The sequence below is a fragment of the Priestia abyssalis genome, from assembly GCF_002019595.1.
GTDB lineage: Bacteria > Bacillota > Bacilli > Bacillales > Bacillaceae_H > Bacillus_BA > Bacillus_BA abyssalis.
On the sequence record NZ_KV917369.1, the window covers coordinates 3,148,092 to 3,163,196 of the forward strand.

Here is a 15,105-nt window from a genome sequence, read left to right on the forward strand (position 1 = left end):
AAGGTGTAAAAATGCAATATACATTACGGTTTATTTCGATTGTGTATGTAATGTTACTGTCAGTCGGCCTTTTTGCCCACGTTGAAATCATTCCTGCTCTATTAACTACTGTAAAACGAGATGCGTGGATAAGCGCCCTATTGCCTATCATCTTTCTGCCGATTTGGATCATGGTCATCCATAAGATTGTTTCTATCATAAACCATCAGTCAATCATTAATGTTCTGAAAGAGCAAGAAAGTTCATTCATTTATTACCTTTTTCTTTTACCTATCTCTATATTTATGTTGATGAATGCCTATATTACGGCAAAAGATATTATATTTTGGTCACAATTAAGTTACATGCAAGGTTTCAGCAGTTTTATTCTCGCTTTTACACTGCTTATATTTTGTTTATTCTGTACGGAATCTGGTCTGTTTTCAATTGGCATTTTAAGTACTATTCTTTGTCCCATTGTCATTTTTTTAGGTTTTTTTGTTTCTTTTGCCAATATCAAAAAAAAGCATTACGAACTTATTTTCCCAATGTTTTCGGAGGGCTACTTGCCAGTAGCAAAAGGTCTGGTCTATTCTTCATCACCAATTATTGAATTGTTTATCATTATCTTTTTAACACCTGTACTAAAAAAACACATTTCCAAAAAACAGCTCCTCACGATTGGCATTTTAGTCATTTTCTTAATGTGCGGGCCAACTATTGGAGCGATCGTTGAGTTCGGGCCGGAACAAGCAGCAAAATATCGATATCCCGCTTTTGAACAATGGCGGATTATTTCCATTGGCAGATATTTTTCTCATGCTGATTTTCTCGCCATTTTTCAATGGCTTTCAGGAGGCGTCATTCGAATCAGTTTATACGTCTTAATAGCAAGCAAAATTATCACAAAAGGAATACATAAAGCAAAAATGACGAGGATCATTTACGCCGTTCTATTGATTGGCTGCATCTATTCAATTGATCAAAGTACGTTTTCATTCTTTATTTATGAATATTATAGACCTATTTCCTGCTTTTTTTTAACCATTCACATTTCAATATTAGCTCTATATTTAATGAAAAACAAAAAGAAGCGGAAAGGAGAGGCGTTTGAACGTTGAATATCCATACTTTCTCGAAGGAAACATTTCAGGAAATGTTCAACCATTCATCAGATATTGAAGTAAAAGTTGATACTAGTAATAAAGAGCCATTATTATTCGTGTTTTGCAGACCTTTAGTTGATACGAGCCTCATTCAATCGTTAATCGCCCCCTCTTTGGAGGGAAACATGACTTGCGACTCGATATTTAATTCTTTGCAAGTAGAGTCTTATAGTAAAAAGGCTCTACACACGGAACAAATACAGGAATTTGTTTTTTCCGGGAAACTGATGGTTATTCCTTCTGGAGAAAACATTTATTTTTACGATATCAGCAAATTCCCCTCCAGACAGCCTGATGAATCCGTTGCAGAAGTTTCAGTACGCGGACCGAAAGACGGCTTTGTTGAAGATCTTTCAATCAATCTCGGCCTAATCCGGAAGCGATTGCGAACTTCATCTTTAGTTGCAGAAGACTATACTATTGGTAAGCGGTCGAACACAAAAGTTTCACTTCTTTACATCAAAGACATCATAAATTCACAGATTCTACAAGATATCCGGAGCAGGCTCTCCTCACTAAACATTGATATGTTAACAAGCAGCTCTATGCTGATGGAACACTTGTATGACAATAAATTTACGTTAACTCCAGTCATCGATTATACCGGAAGACCTGATTTCACCGCGGCCTCCCTTAATCAAGGGAGATTTGCTATTGTAGTGGACGGGGCGCCAACAGTTCTAATTGCTCCAGTAAATCTCTCCTTTCTTTTTAAGTCAGCTGAAGATGATAATACAAGTTTTTATTTTGCTTCATTGGAAAGGTCATTACGTATTTTAGGACTATTAACGATTGCTTTCTTACCTGGATTTTATACGGCCTTAACAACCCACCATGTAGGCCAATTACCGCTTTCTTTCATTGCAACTGTTACGATTTCAAGACTTGGTTTGCCTTTTTCTCCGCTTATGGAAATGTTTCTTATGCTCGTAATGATTGAGTTATTTAAAGAAGGAGGAGCCCGTTTGCCTAAGGGAATCGGACAAACCGTTGCCGTACTTGGCGGATTGATCATAGGAGATGCTGCCATCCGGGGAGGAATTACGTCTCCTACCACACTGGTCGTCATTGGGACAACAGCTATTTCTAGTTTTACGCTGGTCAATCAGTCTTTAGCGGGAAATCTTTTTTTCATTCGAATGTTCGTTCTATTCATAAGTTATGCATTAGGCATTTACGGATTTGTTTTATGCCTCTTTTTCATATGTCTATACCTATCAAGGTTGAAATCTTTTGGAATTCCTTATTTAGCTGACATATCTTCACCTGATGGAAAAGATATCATGTTCGCTTTTTTCCGCTTGCCTTTTTCATTCATGAAAAAGAGAAATTCATCTTTATTGGTAAAAGATGATACGAGAGCAGGTGAATAAATGAAGAGATTTTTTTTAATTTCAGGTATCATTTTCACTCTTGCAGGCTGTTCCAAAATTAATGAAATTCAATATCAATCATATGCAGTAGGCCTGGGAATTGACTATGTAGATCATGAATACCGCGTCTATGTGCAGTTCTTAGATTTTTCAAACGTCGCTAAAACGGAACAAGGGAAAAGTGATCAGCCTGCTACTGTATGGATGGCAAGCGGAACGGGAAAATCCCTTGAAGAGGCTCTTAACAAAATATATCAAGGCATACAACTTCCCGTAAACTTTGACCAGCTAACTATCTTCCTTTTTGGAAAATCATTATTGGAGCATAAATTAGAAAAAACCTTGCAAGCTTTAGATACAAATTTCGACATACGATCAACGGGATGGGTTTACGGTACAGAGGAGAAGTTGGCGGATATCTTCACAACAAAAGTTCCCTTTAACTATGCTTTCTCTTCTTCGAGGATTAATCACCCCGACTATATGCAGCAACAGCAATCGACTATCCCGGCTATTACGTTGCAAGAGTTGATTTATCAATGTAATGAAAGAACAAAAACGATCTTACTGCCCAATATTTCGATTCAAGAAAACATCATGAAAAAAGATACGAAGAAAGTGCCTGTGACAACATTTAATGGTGCATTCATCATCAAAGATAAAAAGTTGAAAGACCTTTTAACAATAAATGACCTTAAAGGTTATATAACCGTAAACAATAAGGCTGTTAGGTCACTTTTCAACGTGAAGGAAAATAAAGAGGATAACGAAGATTCCATTGTCATTGAATTATTGAAACCGAAACTAAAAAGAAGGATCATAAAAAGCCAAAATGACATCAAATTTGGGTTAGATATTAAACTTAGTGGAGTTATTCGAGACGCTGGCCAAGTGATTGCCTCCCCTAAAATCAAAAAAGAGATTGAAGAAAAAATAAAAAGTGAAGTTTATGAATCCTATAACAAAAGTCAGGAAATTGGTGGGGATATTTATCAACTGGAAGACTATTTGTATCGATTTATGCACAATGATTGGAAGAAACTTCATGATAAAAACAAATTCCCAACGCTAAAGAAAGAAGACATCCACGTAAGAGTGGAACCTCTACACAGCATCACTAAATTCAATTCCGGCGTCAGTCCCCTGCTCCGTTAAATAATGAACGAAGAAAAAGACTGACCCATGTTTTCTCCAATCTTATCAAATTTTCTCGTTCTGGAGCAAAAATCCCAAGATCATCGCCATTAATATGTAAATCTTGAACCTATTAATACGACTCCCCCCAAAAAATACTCGTGCAGAAATCCATCCAACTTGGATTTACTCATAAAGCAATGAAAATAAGGGCATTTCAAGAGCCTCATTTCCTTCGCTCTTAAAACGCCCTTATTCGCTCATCAGCAGCCTATTGAAAACCATTCCGCTGCCCGACTTACTTCACCGCTTCTGGAATTAAACCCGTATAATGAGATTCTGGGCGGTAAATTCGATTATCCGCGGATTGTTCCAGCACATGGGCTGTCCAGCCTACGATCCGGCTCGCTGTAAAAGTAGGGGTGAATAAATCAGCCGGCAAATTAATGGATTTCATGACGGCAGCCGCAAAATATTCAACGTTCGTATAAATTTCTCTGCCAGGCTTATACTCACGTAAAAGCTTTAATGTTACTTCTTCGATTTGCAAAATCAATTTGAACCAATTATCGCTTCCGGCAATTTGTTCTGATACGACTTTCAGAGCTTCTGCACGTGGATCATGTGTTTTATAAACTCTGTGGCCGAATCCCATGATTTTTTGTCCATTTTCTAATTTCTCTCTTACCCACGGCTCGATATTGTCTTCTGAACCGATTTCCTCCAACATATCGATGACGCCTGATGGTGCCCCGCCGTGAAGTGGCCCTTTCATGGCACCGATGGATGCACAAATGGCTGACACCATATCCGATTCTGTCGACGAAACGACTCTAGATGAGAAGGTAGAAGCGTTCATGCCATGTTCGATCGTCAATACAAAGTATGCGCTTAACGATTTGACAGAGTTTTGAGTCGGAACCTCGCCTGTAATCATATACATATAGTTCGCGACATGATCAAGATTTTCGTTCGGTGCAATGTAATCTAATCCATTTTGTTTGCGGAACCAATACGCGATAATCGTTGGTGTAATGGACGTTAGTTTAATGGCTTGGTCAATCGTCGGAGGCCATGAATAAGATGAATCACCAAGAGCTGAGATACATGTTCTCAATACACTCATGGATTCTGTATTTTGAGGCAGGTTATCCATGATGGTCAGAATATACGAAGGCAATTTTCTCTCTTTCTTCATACGTTCTTTTAATTCGGCCAGCTCCTTGCTGTTTGGAAGGCTGTCATGCCAAATTAAATAAGCGACCTCTTCAAACGTGTAGTGGATGGCTAAGTCTTTCGCCCAGTGCCCTCGATAAATAAGCTGCCCTTTTCCTCCATCAACATGGCCTACCTTCGTTTCCGCCGCTACAATTCCTTCTAATCCTTTTGTATATGTCATATTAATCTCTCCTTTTCCTGTAATGATTTATTTTTTCTCGGCAAAAGTAATGGAACAGTGTAAAATGGGAATGGTGGATTATGTAGAAGAAAAGCCTTGCACAGTCGATTGGTCATTTTCATTTAAAACGATCATGCAAGGCTTTAAAAAACCATGAAGTTATGGAGGTATACCGGAAATTAATACGCTTCCAATTTTACGTCATCTTTTACCGTCAACTTTGCTTCGGTCGCGTTTACGACTTCTTCAACCGTGTAGCCTTCTGCCACCTCAACAAGTTCCAATCCCTCGTCGGTTACGTCAATGACAGCCATATCGGTAATAATTCTGTTGACGACCCCTTTACCTGTAAGAGGAAGTGTACACTGTTTCAAAATTTTCGATTCACCGTTTTTATTCGTATGATCCATGATGACAATGATTTTACGGGCTCCGTGAACGAGATCCATCGCTCCGCCCATTCCTTTAATCATTTTTCCGGGAATCATCCAATTTGCCAGGTCACCCGTTTCCGAGACTTCCATTCCACCTAAAATCGCAATGTCGATATGGCCGCCGCGAATCATCGCAAAAGATTCGGCGCTGTCAAAATAAGAAGCTCCCGGAATAACTGTGACCGTTTCTTTACCGGCATTGATCAAATCCGCATCGACTTCTTCTTTCGTCGGATACGGTCCGATTCCAAGCAGTCCGTTTTCCGATTGTAAAACAACCTGTTTGTTATCGCTTATATAGTTGGCTACAAGTGTCGGCATCCCGATTCCAAGGTTGACGTAAAAACCGTCTTGAATTTCCTTTTCTGCTCTTTTCGCAATTTTCTCTCTTACTAGCCCTTTATCATTCAATTTTGACGTCATTTATCTCACCCCTGCTTCACGAGTCGTTACACGTTCGATTTTCTTTTGTTGTTTCCCTTCGATCAAGCGCTGCACATAAACGCTTGGAGTATGGATAGATTGCGGATCTAAAGAACCGATTTCCACTAATTCTTCCACTTCTGCAATCGTCACTTTACCCGCAGCAGCGATCATCGGATTGAAATTTTGCGCGGTTTTGTTGTAAATGAGATTGCCCATTTTATCTCCTTTTACCGCGCGGACTAAACTGAAATCCGCTTTTAGCGCACGTTCTAACAAGTATTCCTTCCCATCAAATGTGCGTGTTTCCTTTCCTTCCGCAATCGGCGTTCCAACCCCGGCCGGCGTATAAAAAGCAGGAATTCCAGCACCGCCTGCACGAATTTTTTCGGCCAATGTCCCCTGAGGCACAAGCTCCACTTCCAGCTCACCCTGCAAGACTTGGCGTTCAAATTCCTTGTTCTCCCCAACATAAGAGCTAATCATTTTCTTAATTTGTTTGTTCTTAAGCAACAGCCCAAGTCCCCACTCATCAACCCCGCAGTTATTGGAAATAACCGTCAAGTCTTTTACACCTGTCTCCACAAGTGCCAAGATAAGATTTTCCGGGATACCGCATAAACCGAATCCCCCTACCATAATTGTTGATCCGTCTTGAATGTCCTTTACTGCTTCAACAAAAGAAGTGCAGACTGTTTTCATGGAAATCCCCTTTCATTCTTCTAAAATGGTTATCTATTTTAAAAATAGTGTTAACGCTTACAAATATGAATGCTTAAGCTGTCTTTTCGTGGTAAACATCCTGTTATTTTTCATGACTTCCTTAGTTAAAAGTTTACAGAACATTCTAATATAAGTAAAATGAATAAAAGGAATGAATATTATGAATTACATTCATACTCCGCCGTCATCGGGCACAATGCCCGATGACGGCGGAGTATGCAGGGTGGAAGGAACTTCTCGGTCCTTCCACCCTGCATAAAGGTAAGCTTCATGATGGAGAAAACATAAATAGAACAATAGCCAATTTACGTAACATAAGGTAAAAAAATCTCAAAACCGTAAATGGTATAAAAATCAGAAGCGCATGGTAAAAAATTGACCGGAAGAATATAGGGGGATTTTTCAATGGATATTAGAGATTTGAGACATTTTATGGAGGTGGCTGATCAAAAGAATTTTACGAAAGCCTCTTCTGCCATCCATTTATCACAGCCAGCTTTAAGCAAAGCGGTAAAAAGATTGGAAGAGGAACTGGACGCAGAGCTTTTTGATCGCTCAGGACGGGAACTAAAACTGACTGATGCTGGGAAAATCGTCTATAATCAGGGAGTGAAAGTATTCAGCACACTGCAAGACCTTACCGCCCTGCTCGATGATTTGATGAACCTTCCGACCGGAGAAATCAAAATCGGGATTCCTCCTTTAATCGGAACCCTGCTTTTCCCCCTCATCGCCAAAGAGTTTCACGAACAATATCCGAACATTACACTGGAGTTGGTCGAGCATGGCGCAAAGCACATCACCGCTGCCGTAGAAGATGGAAAAGTGGACTTAGGAATCATTGTACTCCCTGCTGATCACCAGAAGTTTTCCGTTTATCCTTTTATAACAGAGGAATTCGTGCTTTATGTAAATATGAATCATCCTCTTGCCAACCGGGACTCTGTTTCGCTGCATGAGCTGCATGATGAAAAATTCATTTTGTTCAGCAATAGCTTTGCTTTGCATGACCGTATCATCCAAGAATGCCGCAATGCCGGTTTCGATCCCGCCATTTCTTATAAAAGCTCCCAATGGGATTTGATTATCGAGCTTGTATCGGCAGAGCTGGGTATAACTATTCTCCCAAAATCGATTTACAATAAGCTGAATCATGCTAACATTAAAGCCATTCCCTTTGTGGACACGATTCCGATGTGGGAGCTGGGCATCATCACTAAAAAGGACGGGTACGTATCCTTTGCTGTTAAAAAATTATTGGAATTCCTGATATCGATAGACAAAATACGACCTTAATCAACCCTTTACATAGAAAGAAAGTAATTATTTAAAAATTCAGAATATATTTCCCAGTAAATATTTCAATTTATCCTCGGATGTAATCATGAACAAGGAGATTAAGAACATGAATCGTGATGACACATATACATTTAAGTTTCATATTCTCGATAACTATCCTTCTGCAATCGATGAAGCAGGTTCGAAGGAAATTCGGGTAACAACGACGATTAAAAATGAGCAGCACATCTTGTTTGAAGGGCCTATTCGAGTGAAGTTTAATCAATTCGGCATTTTTCCTTCTGTACCAGATATGGCGGAAGCTATTTCGAATGCCACCCTGCGCCGGCTTTTGATGTCCGAATTAAAACGATATGTCAAACCGCACCGAAAATTTCTATAGTTTTTAACATATATGCGTTTTACAGGCATATGCTGAATCATACAAACAAAACAGCGAGACAATCGGTGATCAACCAGCTCCCGATTGTCTCGCTTTCTTTTACAAATATTTTCGTATCAAACCACTGTCATATAGCCTTGCAGAAATTGTTTAATCGTTTCTGGAATCGGTTCACTCTTTTGGGTGTCAAAGTTGAAATAAACAATGACGGCTTCTCCCCTTGCGATAAGAGCTTCCGTTTTATCATCCACAATCTCATGGGAAATCGTAAAGCTTGTATTGCCGACTTTCGTAACAAATGTTTTGACCTTCAATACTTGATTGAAATAACCTTGTGCCACAAAATCACATTTTGTCGACGCTAAAATATATTCCCATTTCTCCACGTCCATGGAAGCGCCCATCGCTTCAAAGAAATCAATCCGCGCTTCTTCCAAGTAAAAAAAATAGCTTGTGTTATTAATATGGCCAAGCGCGTCCGTTTCACAAAAACGCACCTTGATTCGAGTTTCGTGCATTATGTTTCTCCCCTTTGCTTACAAATACAATCACACACAAAGATCTTCCTCGTTTACAGCTGACTAGTTACATACCCATCCACTTTTGGAATGATCCTTTTACACCTGCTTGTTCACCAGCTCTTCCCTTAAAGCTCGGCGCAAAATTTTCCCCACGCTTGTTTTCGGAAGCTCCGGGCGGAACTCTACCATTCTCGGAATTTTATAAGCGGCAAGATGTTTCCGGCAATGCGATATAATCTCCTCTTCCAAAGCCGTTTTTCCCGCTTTTAACACAAGAACGGCTTTAATATTTTCTCCCCTGTACTCATCAGCCACACCGATGACGACCGCTTCTTGAACAGCCGGATGCTCATACAGCACTTCTTCAATGTCCCTTGGATACACATTGAAGCCACCGGCAATAATGATATCTTTCTTGCGATCAACAATCGTTAAATACCCTTCTTCGTCCACTCTTCCAATGTCTCCCGTATAAAGCCAGCCGTTACGCAGAATGTTTGCCGTTTCTTCCGGCTGATTCCAGTATCCCTTCATGACTTGCGGACCCTTAATGATGACTTCTCCAATCTCGCCGCAAGGCATCTCTTTTGTCCCTGTGGCGACATCGACGATTTTGTAAGCCGTTTTTGGCAAACCAAGTCCAACCGTCCCTGGCTTTCGAACAGCAAACGGCGGGTTGCAGTGGGTTACTGGAGAAGCTTCGGACAAGCCGTAACCTTCTAATACCTTGGCACCTGTTTTACGCTCAAATTCCTTTAATAGCTCCACAGGCATCGGGGCACTTCCGCTATTGCAAATGCGGATACAATCGATGCCATATTCTTCTGCCTGCGGATGGTTCGCAATGGCAGCATACATCGTCGGCACTCCCGGGAAAATGGTCGGCTGCTCACGTTTTATCGTTTCAAGTACTTCTTCCAACTCAAAACGGGGAAGCAAAAGAAGTTCGTTTCCGCACAAAATCGACAGATGCATGCAAGCCGTCATGCCGAGCACATGGAAAAGCGGAACGATTGTTAAACATTTTTCTTTGCCGAGTTCCATATCATGTTTAAATATTTCATATGATTGTAACGCATTAATGAGAGCATTGGTGTGAGTAAGCATGGCTCCCTTCGCTGATCCGGTTGTGCCTCCCGTATATTGAAGGACGGCAATATCATGCTTCGGGTCAATCTTGATGGGCTGGAAGTTATGTTGAGGTGTAACAAATTCCTGGAAGGCTTTATCTGGCGATGAAGGTCTAAACGGCTTTTGCAAGCTGACCGTTACGGTGAAAACAATATCAGTGCGGCTTCGAACCGCTTGCAGTTTCGGGTAGAAGGAATCGAGCACTACCATCTTTTTGGCGCCGGAATCTGTTAATATGTGTTCCAGCTCTCGCTCCATAAGCATCGGGTTTACTTGCGTAACAATTCCCCCCGCCGCGACAATTCCAAAATAAGCGATGACATACTGTGGACAATTCGGCAGCATGATCGCTACTCGTTCCCCTTTTTGCATTCCTTTTTTCTGGAGGGCTCCGGCAAAAGCAAGTACCGAATGATAAAGCTGCTGATATGTGAGCGTATGATGATAAAATTTCGTTGCCGGGCGGTCCGGATAACGTTCCGCCGTTTCTTTCAGCATATCAAAAAGCGAAAGGTTCGGGATGTCAAAATTATGGGTGTAGCCTTCTGGATAAGCTGCCATCCATTGTTTCGAGTTTTCCATCATTTTTCTCCCTTCATGTTTACATAGACGCTGAGGATATGACCATCAAAAAAGCTGTCTTTTTCATTATTATCGAAAGAATTTTGCGCTTATGCTTTTTATGAAAGTGCAACTACAAAATCGTCTTTCAATTTCCTTCCATAATCCATTTCTGTTTGTTTATTGCAAATCCCTTCTCTTTGCAAAAATTTATTCTGTTCTTGGAAAGGAACAAAAAGAGGAGGAATCAAAAAAGTAAAAAACTCTTTTGACCCCTCCTAAAAAGGCGTTCATAAAAGAAAAACAACGATACTATTCTAAAACTTAATCAAGGTCATACAGAGAGCTGCGAAAATACTGCTTGATGTCCTCCAGCGGTAAAGGCTTACTGAAAAAATAGCCTTGGCCGAAATCATCAATGGATAGCTTGAGACCAAGCTGTTTTAATTGATTGGATACATACTGATTCCAATACTTGTGGTTACAAAAAATTCCTCCCAGCAAGCTTTAGCGGCTTCGAAAATGCGGTCAGGATTCGCTCGGAAACTTTCACCGCTTTATTCCTTCCGCAATTTTCCAGCAAAATGATAAATTCATCGCCGCTCTGACGCGACACCTTCCCATCGCTTTGAACCGTTTCTTTTAAACGGCTTGCCCATTAAACGAACTGATCCAATAATGATTCGCTCTTTCGGATAGTGATAGCTTTCTTGCTTCGGATTTTCTCTTATTATGCAATGGTTGTGCCATTAGGTACGTTATCATCAGGACTTAGCAGCACAACGTCCCCTTTTTCCGGAGTACCTCCAATCACTAATACTTCCGATTTAAATCCGGCAATCCGTCTAGGCGGGAAGTTTACTACCGCCACGACCTGTTTTCCAATCATGTCTTCTGGCGTGTACCTTTTCGTAATTTGGGCACTTGAATGCTTCGTCCCAATTTCCGTTCCAAAATCGATTTCCAGCTTAATTGCCGGCACGCGGGCACCTTCCAACGGCTCTGCATGCTTCACTGTACCAATCCGAATATCCAACTTTAAAAAATCTTCAATTGTTGCCATAACAACATTCCCCTTTATTCTATTATTCACACAATCTCAGTGATCGGTGTTTAATCGTATGGGATTCCTATTTTTATGAGGAGCCCGTGATAATATAACAATCGCAAAAAACAACAATCCTATACCGGCCCATGAAGTCAAAGTCAGCGTTTCCCCTACTAAAAAAGCTCCCAGCAGCGCAGCCGTAAGCGGCTCCGCTAAAGAAAGCGTAACGGCGGTGGAAGCGGGCAATTTTACGAGCCCCTTTGCAAACAACAAATACGCCAAACCTGTCGCGAACACTCCGAGATACAAACTGGAAGCTATTCCATTACTCTGCAGAAGCCAAGATAAATCAAACATAAATAATAGTGGTGCAAGAAAAATGGCACTGAGTGTAAAGACAACGGCCACTACCGCATCAGGGCTTTGCTCTTCTAATAACCTTTTACTTACGAGCGTGTAGGCGGCAAACGACATACCCGCTCCCATCGCCAAGATGATACCTGCTGGATTGATGACCACTGAACTTTTGTTTGTAAACAGCAATATGCATCCTAAAATAGCTGTAAACGTAGCAAACCACCAATTTTTTGAAGGCTTTCGCTTAGTAATCACCCATTCCATGATCCCTGCAATGATCGGTGCGCTGCCAATAGCGATAACCGTTCCGATCGCAATACCTGTTAGTTTGACCGCTGAGAAAAAAAGCGGCTGATAACACGCCATACTGAATGACGCAAAAATTACTTCTTTTACTGACCAGCCTTTCAATTTCAGTTTCCCTTGTAAACTGACTAACAAAAGCAACGTGACTCCACCAAATGCCAGCCTCGCCGCTCCAAATGAAATAGGATCCGTATTTGGCGGCGCCAACGCTTGTGCGGTTCCCGTCGTTCCCCACAAAATGGCCGCAAGCAGCGCCATTAATATCGGTATTCTATCTTTCAAAGCAACCCTCTCCATTATCTTTTAGTTTATATAAACGATTATAAGTCTTTTGTTAAAGGGTGACTTTACCGTATTCAAGCCATTTTTTATCCTATTTAAAGCTCTTTCGATAAGCCTTCGGCGTCATATCTTCATAACGGAGAAACAATCTCGTTAATGACGAAGAATGTTCATATCCCACTTCCTGGCTAATGGACGCAATGGACCATCTTGTTTCCTGAAGCAGGCGTTTTGCCTCCTGAAGCCTTAAAGTATGAACATATTCGACCGGTGTTTTACCGGTTTTTGTTTTAAACCAAGAAGAGTAATAGGCCGGATGATAATGCTCCAACTGCGCCAACTCTTCAATCGTTATTTGTTCTTGATAATGTGTGTGCAAATACGTAATCGACGGATAAGCCCGTTGATTCAGCTTCTGGCTCATGTATTGCACAAGATGACTGACAGCGGATGGCGAACCATGTTGATGATTTACTTCTTCTAATAGTAAAAAGCGTAAAGAAGACCATTGTTCATCCAAGTTCAAATAAACCCCTGAACTCTCCTCATTCTGATTATCCCCGGATAAATAACGGGTGGGGATATCCAATACTAAAAATTCATTTCGGTCTAATGATTTAAATTTATGGTTACATTGCGAAGGCAAGAATAGGCAATGTTGATCGTCCAATTTTAACGTTTGATGTTCCGTCTGGATATCCATTGAACCTTGCAAAGGGAATAGAAATTGTCCATAGCTGTGTCTATGAGTATCCAATTTTCGGGAATATGTTCGTTTTTCACAATATACTTGTTTTAGATCTTCCACCGTACCCTCTCCATCCATCAAAAAGAATAATTTTAATCATAGCATCACTTTTTATTTTAAGTCCATGTTACATTTTATGGGTAGTTTTTAACTCATTTGTCGGAAATGTTTTTGATACGATCTCTAACAATATTATCCCGCTTCCCTTTTTTATGATACACTTCCGCATTGATCAGCCCGCCTGTAAGCAATACGACAGCGGTTAAATAAAACCATGTCATGAGGACGATGATGCTGCCGAGCTGTCCGTAAATTTTGGAATAGTTGCCTAAAGCGACATAATAAGAAAAAATGAGCGATACACCCTGCCACCCCAATGTCGCAAAAAGGGCACCGGGCATCACTTTCAGCCATGACAATTTCATGCTCGGAACAATTTTATAAAGCAGCAGGAAAAAAACGAATAAAAACCCCGTTCCGATTCCCCATTTGATGAATGTCCACATTTGCCCCCAAAGGGCCGGGACCTCTACCCTCGTGACGACAAATGTATGAATAATCTGCTCTATAATCGGGACAAACAAGGATAAGGACAGAACGACCATAAAACCAAGCGTTAAAAACAAATCATTTAAAAGGGCTTCCAGAAATGGCTGTGGACGTGTAAATTGGTACGCATGATTCAATGATCGCACAAGCGATTGTACAGCCATGGAAGCGAGCCAAAATGCGGCAAGCAAACTGACCGGGAGCCATTGTCCTTGTCCATCATGCAAAAGGCTGTGGAGTGTCGACCGAATCATTCCATATGTATTGGCAGGCGCAAACGGTTCAATCATCAGCAGTATATTATCCGAATCAAAAGGCAAAAAACTGATCAGCGAAAACACAAATATTAAAAACGGAATCATAGACAGCATAAAATAGTAAGCCATTTGGGCACTAAGATCATAAAAGCGATCTGTGAAAAAGCGATACACCATATTCTTGACGCTATGCAGCACCTCACTCACCTCCTGTATCTGATTTATTGTTATATTTCCCTTGTTCCATTAAAAAAGTCGATGCGCGTTTCGATTCTTTTTTGTGTGATAAGCTCTAAGGGAAACTCGTGCTGCTGTTTTCCGGACAAAATAAAAGGCCCGTCAACTAAATGACGAGCCTAAAAAGGGGGGCTATGAAAAAGCAGCATCACCTGCTCTATTCATACTTTACCTTTCAAAAGTGAAAATATGGTGAAAATCAAATAAACTAAAATAAAAGAGCATCCAACGAATATTGGCCGGCACCAGTAAGAGCTACAGCAATGGATGTCATTAATAACATAAGATTGTACTCATAACCGTTTTGTGTAGCCCAATAACCATTTGGTCCATGAACTTTCACAATCGCTATTACCATGGTTCCGGCAATCAAAATCCCTGCAAGCGGCGTTAACAGCCCTAAAGCAAACAGCGTTCCGCCTGCCAACTCTGCCAATCCGGCTAATAGAGCCATAGTGACACCCGGCTTCATCCCAATCGACTCAAACCAGCCGCCTGTTCCTTTTAAACCATAACCTCCAAACCAGCCGAATAATTTTTGGACTCCGTGAGCCATAAACGATAATCCAATCACTAAACGTATTAATAATAAACCTAAACTCATCATTTTTTCTTCCTCCTTTAATGTAACTAACTACACTTTTTATCCTTTGTTAATTATTCTTTAATTCGAGATATTTTCTCAAAAAATGGAATTGCTTTTGACCTTTCTCATTCAGAACCATACATTAACTTCGAAACCATCCGTTATACCTTGAGGCTGTACAATTACTCTAAGTTAAAAAGAAGCTGTGTT

Annotated in this window: 15 protein-coding genes and 1 pseudogene; 5 read left to right on the top strand and 11 right to left on the bottom strand. The window is 40.7% G+C overall.

From position 1 onward, the window contains the following. Positions 1–11: 11 nt before the first annotated feature. The 3 genes from BK575_RS15155 to BK575_RS15165 are packed head-to-tail and all read left to right on the top strand — an operon-like array spanning position 12 to position 3,673. Positions 12–1,100 carry a GerAB/ArcD/ProY family transporter gene (locus BK575_RS15155; protein ID WP_078411226.1) on the top strand — a complete coding sequence of 363 codons (1,089 nt, stop codon included), beginning with the start codon at positions 12–14 and terminating at the stop codon, positions 1,098–1,100. Further along, a complete protein-coding gene (locus BK575_RS15160) occupies positions 1,097–2,518 on the top strand; it encodes a spore germination protein (protein WP_139368048.1) in 1,422 nt (473 codons plus the stop codon). The genes BK575_RS15155 and BK575_RS15160 overlap by 4 nt, the downstream gene beginning before the upstream one ends. After that, complete coding sequence (locus BK575_RS15165; RefSeq protein WP_078411228.1) at positions 2,519–3,673, top strand: Ger(x)C family spore germination protein; 1,155 nt, start codon at positions 2,519–2,521, stop codon at positions 3,671–3,673. 277 nt (positions 3,674–3,950) lie between these two features. On the opposite strand, the gene BK575_RS15170 is transcribed toward BK575_RS15165, so the two are convergent. The 3 genes from BK575_RS15170 to BK575_RS15180 form a co-directional block, all read right to left on the bottom strand. After that, positions 3,951–5,051 carry a citrate synthase/methylcitrate synthase gene (locus BK575_RS15170; RefSeq protein ID WP_078411230.1) on the bottom strand — a complete coding sequence of 367 codons (1,101 nt, stop codon included), beginning with the start codon at positions 5,049–5,051 and terminating at the stop codon, positions 3,951–3,953. Positions 5,052–5,230: 179 nt separating this feature from the next. After that, positions 5,231–5,908, bottom strand: a complete 678-nt coding sequence (locus BK575_RS15175; RefSeq protein ID WP_078411232.1) for a CoA transferase subunit B — start codon at positions 5,906–5,908, stop codon at positions 5,231–5,233. Beyond that, positions 5,909–6,610, bottom strand: a complete 702-nt coding sequence (locus BK575_RS15180) for a CoA transferase subunit A (RefSeq protein ID WP_078411234.1) — start codon at positions 6,608–6,610, stop codon at positions 5,909–5,911. Positions 6,611–7,036: 426 nt separating this feature from the next. On the opposite strand from BK575_RS15180, the gene BK575_RS15185 reads away from it, so the two are divergent. Together BK575_RS15185 and BK575_RS15190 are read left to right on the top strand one after the other, a co-directional pair. After that, positions 7,037–7,927, top strand: a complete 891-nt coding sequence (locus BK575_RS15185) for a LysR family transcriptional regulator (protein ID WP_078411236.1) — start codon at positions 7,037–7,039, stop codon at positions 7,925–7,927. A gap of 109 nt (positions 7,928–8,036) precedes the next feature. Continuing rightward, positions 8,037–8,312 (top strand): hypothetical protein, encoded by a 276-nt coding sequence (locus BK575_RS15190; protein WP_078411238.1) that lies wholly within the window; start codon positions 8,037–8,039, stop codon positions 8,310–8,312. Positions 8,313–8,428: 116 nt separating this feature from the next. On the opposite strand, the gene BK575_RS15195 is transcribed toward BK575_RS15190, so the two are convergent. The 8 genes and pseudogenes from BK575_RS15195 to BK575_RS15230 form a co-directional block, all read right to left on the bottom strand. Beyond that, positions 8,429–8,830, bottom strand: coding sequence for an acyl-CoA thioesterase (locus BK575_RS15195; RefSeq protein ID WP_078411240.1), 402 nt, complete (start codon positions 8,828–8,830; stop codon positions 8,429–8,431). A 99-nt stretch (positions 8,831–8,929) separates the two neighbouring features. Next, positions 8,930–10,546 carry a long-chain-fatty-acid--CoA ligase gene (locus tag BK575_RS15200; RefSeq protein WP_078411242.1) on the bottom strand — a complete coding sequence of 539 codons (1,617 nt, stop codon included), beginning with the start codon at positions 10,544–10,546 and terminating at the stop codon, positions 8,930–8,932. 460 nt (positions 10,547–11,006) lie between these two features. Continuing rightward, positions 11,007–11,168 (bottom strand): annotated as a pseudogene (locus BK575_RS29610) (diguanylate cyclase domain-containing protein); the annotation flags it as partial. An 87-nt stretch (positions 11,169–11,255) separates the two neighbouring features. Then, on the bottom strand, positions 11,256–11,588 hold the full coding sequence (gene csaA, locus BK575_RS15210; RefSeq protein ID WP_078411246.1) for a chaperone CsaA: 333 nt from the start codon (positions 11,586–11,588) through the stop codon (positions 11,256–11,258). A gap of 36 nt (positions 11,589–11,624) precedes the next feature. After that, positions 11,625–12,518, bottom strand: coding sequence for an EamA family transporter (locus BK575_RS15215; protein WP_407984347.1), 894 nt, complete (start codon positions 12,516–12,518; stop codon positions 11,625–11,627). A gap of 91 nt (positions 12,519–12,609) precedes the next feature. Then, entirely contained in the window at positions 12,610–13,326 is a 717-nt protein-coding gene (locus tag BK575_RS15220; protein ID WP_235867394.1) for an AraC family transcriptional regulator, read from the bottom strand. 92 nt (positions 13,327–13,418) lie between these two features. After that, positions 13,419–14,270 (bottom strand): YihY/virulence factor BrkB family protein, encoded by an 852-nt coding sequence (locus BK575_RS15225; RefSeq protein ID WP_078411252.1) that lies wholly within the window; start codon positions 14,268–14,270, stop codon positions 13,419–13,421. 247 nt (positions 14,271–14,517) lie between these two features. Then, positions 14,518–14,916 (bottom strand): DoxX family protein, encoded by a 399-nt coding sequence (locus BK575_RS15230; RefSeq protein ID WP_078411254.1) that lies wholly within the window; start codon positions 14,914–14,916, stop codon positions 14,518–14,520. Positions 14,917–15,105 lie beyond the last annotated feature (189 nt).

What these genes read in the sequence shown, in the direction of transcription:
- BK575_RS15155 (WP_078411226.1), top strand. Translation starts at nt 12, where the DNA reads ATGCAATATACATTACGGTTTATTTCGATTGTGTATGTAATGTTACTG.
- BK575_RS15165 (WP_078411228.1), top strand. Translation starts at nt 2,519, where the DNA reads ATGAAGAGATTTTTTTTAATTTCAGGTATCATTTTCACTCTTGCAGGC.
- BK575_RS15170 (WP_078411230.1), bottom strand. Translation starts at nt 5,051, where the DNA reads ATGACATATACAAAAGGATTAGAAGGAATTGTAGCGGCGGAAACGAAG.
- BK575_RS15195 (WP_078411240.1), bottom strand. Translation starts at nt 8,830, where the DNA reads ATGCACGAAACTCGAATCAAGGTGCGTTTTTGTGAAACGGACGCGCTT.
- BK575_RS15190 (WP_078411238.1), top strand. Translation starts at nt 8,037, where the DNA reads ATGAATCGTGATGACACATATACATTTAAGTTTCATATTCTCGATAAC.
- BK575_RS15175 (WP_078411232.1), bottom strand. Translation starts at nt 5,908, where the DNA reads ATGACGTCAAAATTGAATGATAAAGGGCTAGTAAGAGAGAAAATTGCG.
- BK575_RS15180 (WP_078411234.1), bottom strand. Translation starts at nt 6,610, where the DNA reads ATGAAAACAGTCTGCACTTCTTTTGTTGAAGCAGTAAAGGACATTCAA.
- BK575_RS15230 (WP_078411254.1), bottom strand. Translation starts at nt 14,916, where the DNA reads ATGATGAGTTTAGGTTTATTATTAATACGTTTAGTGATTGGATTATCG.
- csaA (WP_078411246.1), bottom strand. Translation starts at nt 11,588, where the DNA reads ATGGCAACAATTGAAGATTTTTTAAAGTTGGATATTCGGATTGGTACA.
- BK575_RS15200 (WP_078411242.1), bottom strand. Translation starts at nt 10,546, where the DNA reads ATGGAAAACTCGAAACAATGGATGGCAGCTTATCCAGAAGGCTACACC.
- BK575_RS15185 (WP_078411236.1), top strand. Translation starts at nt 7,037, where the DNA reads ATGGATATTAGAGATTTGAGACATTTTATGGAGGTGGCTGATCAAAAG.